Source organism: Hydrogenophaga sp., assembly GCF_035481345.1.
GTDB lineage: Bacteria > Pseudomonadota > Gammaproteobacteria > Burkholderiales > Burkholderiaceae_C > Hydrogenophaga.
Genome location: NZ_DATIGV010000016.1, coordinates 1 through 5430, shown reverse-complemented (window position 1 = coordinate 5430; position 5430 = coordinate 1). Strand labels below are relative to the sequence as shown.

General features: G+C 71.6%; 6 protein-coding genes. All 6 read left to right on the top strand.

Features of this window, described 5'->3' with window-relative positions:
* The coding region (locus VLG41_RS01030) for a DUF427 domain-containing protein (protein ID WP_325347542.1) at window positions 1-134 on the top strand (134 nt) is incomplete at its 5' end.
* 2 nt (window positions 135-136) lie between these two features.
* Window positions 137-1333 (top strand): ergothioneine biosynthesis protein EgtB, encoded by a 1197-nt coding sequence (gene egtB, locus VLG41_RS01025; RefSeq protein ID WP_325347541.1) that lies wholly within the window; start codon window positions 137-139, stop codon window positions 1331-1333.
* A gap of 58 nt (window positions 1334-1391) precedes the next feature.
* A complete protein-coding gene (egtD, locus tag VLG41_RS01020) occupies window positions 1392-2414 on the top strand; it encodes an L-histidine N(alpha)-methyltransferase (protein WP_325347540.1) in 1023 nt (340 codons plus the stop codon).
* A gap of 96 nt (window positions 2415-2510) precedes the next feature.
* Window positions 2511-3176: a TetR/AcrR family transcriptional regulator gene (locus tag VLG41_RS01015; protein WP_325347539.1), complete on the top strand. Its 666-nt coding sequence runs from the start codon at window positions 2511-2513 to the stop codon at window positions 3174-3176.
* Window positions 3173-4057 carry an SDR family oxidoreductase gene (locus VLG41_RS01010; protein WP_325347538.1) on the top strand — a complete coding sequence of 295 codons (885 nt, stop codon included), beginning with the start codon at window positions 3173-3175 and terminating at the stop codon, window positions 4055-4057. The genes VLG41_RS01015 and VLG41_RS01010 overlap by 4 nt, the downstream gene beginning before the upstream one ends.
* Window positions 4054-5430 (top strand): acyl-CoA carboxylase subunit beta (locus tag VLG41_RS01005; RefSeq protein WP_325347537.1); only part of this gene is annotated, 1377 nt, incomplete at its 3' end. The genes VLG41_RS01010 and VLG41_RS01005, both read left to right, overlap by 4 nt.

Sequence of the window (5430 nt, the reverse complement as noted above, 5' to 3'; positions counted from 1 at the left end):
CCAGCTACCACAGCCTGCTCGTCGACGGCGAACTCAACCGCGACGCCGCCTGGTTCTACCCGGACCCCAAGCCCGAGGCCGAGATGGTGCGCGACCGCGTGGCCTTCTGGCGCGGCGTGCAGGTGGTGGACTGAGCATGCGCCGCGACGCCGTCGCCGACACCGCCGCCCGTTACGCCGAGGTGCGCGCGCGCAGCGTGGCCCTGTGCGCCCCGCTGGCGCCCGAGGACCACGCGGTGCAGCCCGTGGTGGACGTGAGCCCGCCCAAATGGCACCTGGCGCACACCACCTGGTTCTTCGAGGCGATGCTGCTCACGCACGCCGCGCCGGGGTACCGGGCCTTTCACCCCGCCTACGGCTACCTCTTCAACAGCTACTACGAAGGCGAGGGCGAGCGCTGGCCGCGCGCGCAGCGCGGCCACCTGAGCCGGCCCACCGTCACCGAGGTGCTGGCCTACCGCGCGCACGTGGACGCGGCCGTGAACGCCTGGCTCGCCACGCAGCCGCCAAGCCCATGGCTGGATCGGCTGGAGCTCGGCCTGCAGCACGAGCAGCAGCACCAGGAGCTGCTGCTCACCGACATCAAGTACATCCTGGGCCACAACCCGCTGCGGCCCGCGTATTCGCTCGACGACACCACGGCCGTGGACGTCACGGCCGAGCACGCGCCGCAGCCCGCCGCGCCGCGCTGGGTCGACCACCCCGGTGGCGTGGTCGCCATCGGCCATGCGGGCGATGGCTTCGCCTTCGACAACGAGGGCGCGCGCCACGAGGTGTTGCTCGCGCCCTTCGCCATCGCCGATCGCCTGGTGAGCAACGCCGAGTACGCGACCTTCATCGAGGCCGGTGGCTATGGCCAAGCGAGCCACTGGCACGCCGACGGCTGGGACTGGCGGCGGCAGAACGCCATCGCCGCGCCGATGCACTGGTTCCGCGGTGAGGACGGCGCCTGGTGGCACCAGACCCTGCGCGGCCCGCAGCCCCTGCCGCCACACGCGCCCGCCACGCACATCAGCTGGTACGAAGCGAGTGCCTACGCCGACTGGGCCGGCGCGCGCCTGCCCACTGAAGCCGAATGGGAGGCCGCCGCAACGCAAGGCATGGCCTGGGGCCAGCGTTGGGAATGGACCGCCAGCGCCTACGCGCCGTACCCGGGTTTTCGCCGGGCCGAGGGCTCGGTCGGCGAATACAACGGCAAGTTCATGGTGAACCAGCAGGTGCTGCGCGGCGCGTCCTTCGCCACGCCGCCGGGGCACCAGCGCATCACCTACCGCAACTTCTTCCAGCCGCCGCTGCGCTGGCAGTACACCGGCATCCGCCTCGCCCGATCATGAGCACCGCACGGCCGCCCGAAGGGGTTCGCACCGCCGTGCGCTGCATGGAGTTTTCCGAATGACCCGACGCCGCCACACCGCCCCCGCCATGCGCCCCACGCGCGACGCCGCCCCCTGCCAGGCCATCGCGCCCGAATTGCGCGGCTTCGCCGACGACGTGCTCGCCGGCCTGTCGGGCACACCCAAGCGGCTCTCGTCCAAGTACTTCTACGACGACCGTGGCTCGCGCCTGTTCGAACGCATCATGCGGCTGCCGAGCTACTACCCCACGCGCGTGGAGGCCGCCATGCTGCGCCGCCACGCCAGCGACCTGCTCGACGCACTGGACACGGGCGGCTCGCCGATCGAGATGCTCGAACTCGGCAGCGGCGACGGCCGCAAGACCCTGGCCCTGTGCCGCGCCTGGCTCAAGGCGGGCGCCGAGCTCATCTACCGGCCGATGGACATTTCGGCGCAGGCGCTGGAGCACCTGGGCGTGCGCATGGCGCGCCAGTTGCCCGTGCTGACCGTGCACCCGCTGTGCGGCGACTACTTCCAGACCTGGCCCATCCCCAGCGCACGCCGCCGCCAGGTGGCCCTGTTCCTGGGCAGCAACCTCGGCAACTTCACCGACACCGAGGCCGCGCGCTTCCTGCGCCGCGTGCGCGTGCACCTGCGCGTGGGCGACAGCCTGCTGCTCGGCCTGGACCTGCGCAAGGACCCGCACACCGTGCTGGCCGCCTACGACGACCCCGAAGGCGTCACGGCGGCATTCAACCTGAACCTGCTGCGCCGCCTCAACCGCGAGCTGGGCATGGACTTCGACCTGGACCGGTTCCGCCACTACGCGAGCTACTGCCCGCTGCAGGGCGTGGCGCGCAGCTTCCTGGTGAGCCAGGTGCGCCAGACCGTGCGCAGCCGCGTGCTCGACCACGCCTTCGACTTCGGCGCCGGTGAGTTCATCTACACCGAGCAGTCGCAGAAGTACGAGCGCGCCGGTGTGGATGCCCTGGCCGAGGGCAGCGGCTTCGAGGTCAAGGCCTGGTTCGAAGACGCCGAACTGCCTTACGCGCTGGTGGTGTGCCGGGCCGCCGCGGGCTGAAGCCCTGGCGCCTGTCGAGCAGGCGACAGCGGGCATTGGTATTTTCACCAAGCAAGCGCTTGCTGTAATTGGGCGGCGCTGCTATGTTCCCGGTCGATGGACACCAGCGACCCGGTCAACGACACCCCCTTGCGCCGCAGCCGCGGCCGCCCCCGCAAGACCGCCGATGAACGCGACGACGGCAACCGCCGCCAGGCCCTGCTGCGCGCGGCCGCGCACCTGTTCCGCCGCAAGGGCTTCGCGGCCACCAGCACGCGCGACATCGCCGCCGCCGTGGGCATGCGCTCGGGCTCGCCCTTCTATCACTTCGAGAACAAGGAGGCGCTGCTCGCCGCCGTGATGGCCGAGGGCATGCAGCGCGCCTTGCAGCACCAGCGCGAGCGCATGGACGCGGCCGTGGCCGCCGCGCCCGCCGCGCTGTCGGCCCGCGAGTGCCTGCGCGTGCTGGTGCGCGGCCACTTTCACAACCTGCTGGGCCCCGAGAGCGACCACATTCCCGTGATGCTCTACGAGTGGCGCTGGCTCGCACCGCAGCAGAAGCAGGTGGTGAGCGAGCTGATGGCCGAGTACGAGGCCGTGTGGGTGCCGGTGCTGCAGGCGCTGCGGCGCGAGGGCGCGCTCAAGGGCGACACGGCGCTGGCGCGCCTGCTGATCTTCGGCGCGCTGAACTGGACGGCGCAGTGGTACGACCCTCAGGGCCCGGCCACGCTGGAGGACCTCACCGAGGCCGCACTGCAACTCTTCGTGAAGGAGCCTGAATGAGCTACCGCTCCGTCTTCCGCCCCGGCCTGTTCGCTGGCCAGGTGATCGTGGTCACGGGCGGGGGCTCGGGCATCGGCCGTTGCACCGCGCACGAGCTGGCGGCGCTGGGCGCGCACGTGGCCCTGGTGGGCCGCAAGCCCGAGAAGCTGCTGGCCGTGGTCGACGAGATCACGGCCGATGGCGGGCGCGCCAGCGGCCACGCGGGCGACATCCGCCAGGAAGAGACGGTTCATGCGCTGGTGGCCGACATCGTGACCGCCCACGGCCGCATCCATGGCCTGGTGAACAACGCCGGCGGCCAGTACATCAGCCCGCTGGAGAAGATCGGCGCCAAGGGCTGGCAGGCCGTGCTCGACACCAACCTCATGGGCGGCTTCCTGGTGGCGCGCGAGTGCTACCTGCAGAGCTTTCAGGCCCAGGGCGGGGCCATCGTGAACATCGTGGCCGACATGTGGGGCAGCATGCCCGGCATGGGCCACAGCGGCGCCGCGCGCGCCGGCATGGTGAGCTTCACCGAGACCGCGGCGCTGGAGTGGGCCAGGAGCGGCGTGCGCGTGAACGCGGTGGCGCCGGGCTACATCGCCTCCAGCGGCATGGATCACTACCCGCCCGAGGCCGGCCCCATGCTGCGCGAGATGCGCCAGACCGTGCCCCTGGGCCGCTTCGGCAACGAGGCCGAGACCAGCGCGGCCATCGCCTTCCTGCTCTCGCCAGCGGCCAGCTTCATCAGCGGCAGCGTGCTGCGCGTGGACGGCGCGCGCCCGCAGGTGCGCATGGGCTGGGGCCAGGTGGCCGCGCCGGCCGAGGCGCAATCGCGCGAGGCCGTCAGGCCCTTCGATGGCTTCCACCGCTACGTGACGCCCAAGGTGTTCCGGTCATGAGCTTCGCCTCCAGCTTCAACCCGCACGGCGAGGCCGCGCAGTTGCGCCGCGCGGCCATGCTCGAACGCATCGCGCAATTGCGCGCGCTGGAGGAACGCGCCGCCGCCGCGTCGGCCCAGGCCAAGCCCGTGTTCGACAAGCGCGGCCAGTTGCTGCCGCGCGAGCGCATCGCGCTGCTGCTGGACGCGGGCGCGCCCTGGCTGCCGCTGTGCACGCTCGCGGGTTTTCTGCAGGACACCAGGGACCCCGCGAAGTCCGTGGCCGGTGGCGGTGTGGTCGCCGGCATCGGCTTCATCAGCGGCGTGCGCTGCATGGTGGTGGCCAGCGACTCGGGCATCGAGGCCGGCGCCATCCAGCCGCGCGGCCTGGAAAAGATCCTGCGCGTGCAGGACATCGCGCTGCAGAACCGGCTGCCCTTCGTGCACCTGGTCGAGAGCGCGGGCGCCAACCTCACCAAATACAAGGTCGAGGGCTTCGTGCACGGCGGCGCGCTGTTTCGCAACCTGGCGCGGCACTCGGCGGCGGGGCTGCCGGTCATCACCGTGCAGCACGGCTCGGGCACGGCGGGCGGGGCTTACATGCCGGGGCTGTCGGACATCGTGGTGATGGTGCGTGGGCGTTCGCGCGCCTTCCTGGCCGGGCCGCCGCTGCTCAAGGCCGCCACCGGCGAGGTGGCGACCGAGGAGGAACTGGGCGGCGCGGAGATGCACACCAGCGTGTCCGGCCTGGGCGAGTACCTGGCGGAGGACGACCGCGAAGCGCTGGGGCTGGCGCGGCGCATCGTCGATCAGTTGCGCGATGGCTTCGCACGCGCGGCGACACCCGCGGCACCGGTGCCACAACTGCCCGCCGACGACCTGCTCAGCCTCATGCCCACCCACCACCGCGAGCCGGTGGACATGCGCGAGGTGATGGCGCGCCTGGCCGACGGCTCCGACCTCCTGGAGTTCAAACCGCTCTACGGCGCCGCCACCGTCTGCGCGCAGGCGCGCATCGGCGGCCACGCGGTCGGCCTCATCAGCAACAACGGCCCCATCGACGTGGCCGGCGCCAACAAGGCCACGCACTTCATCCAGTGGATGTGCCAGCTCGGCCACCCTCTCGTCTACCTGCAGAACACCACCGGCTACATGGTGGGCAAGGACAGCGAGCAGGGCGGCATGATCAAGCACGGCAGCAAGATGATCCAGGCCGTGACGGGCGCCACCGTGCCGCAGCTCACCATCCAGTGCGGGGCCTCCTTCGGCGCCGGCAACTACGGCATGTGCGGGCGCGGCTTCGAGCCGCGTTTTCTGTTCAGCTGGCCCAACGCGCGCACGGCCGTGATGGGCGGCGAGCAGGCCGCGCGCACCATGCAGATCGTGGCCGAGGCC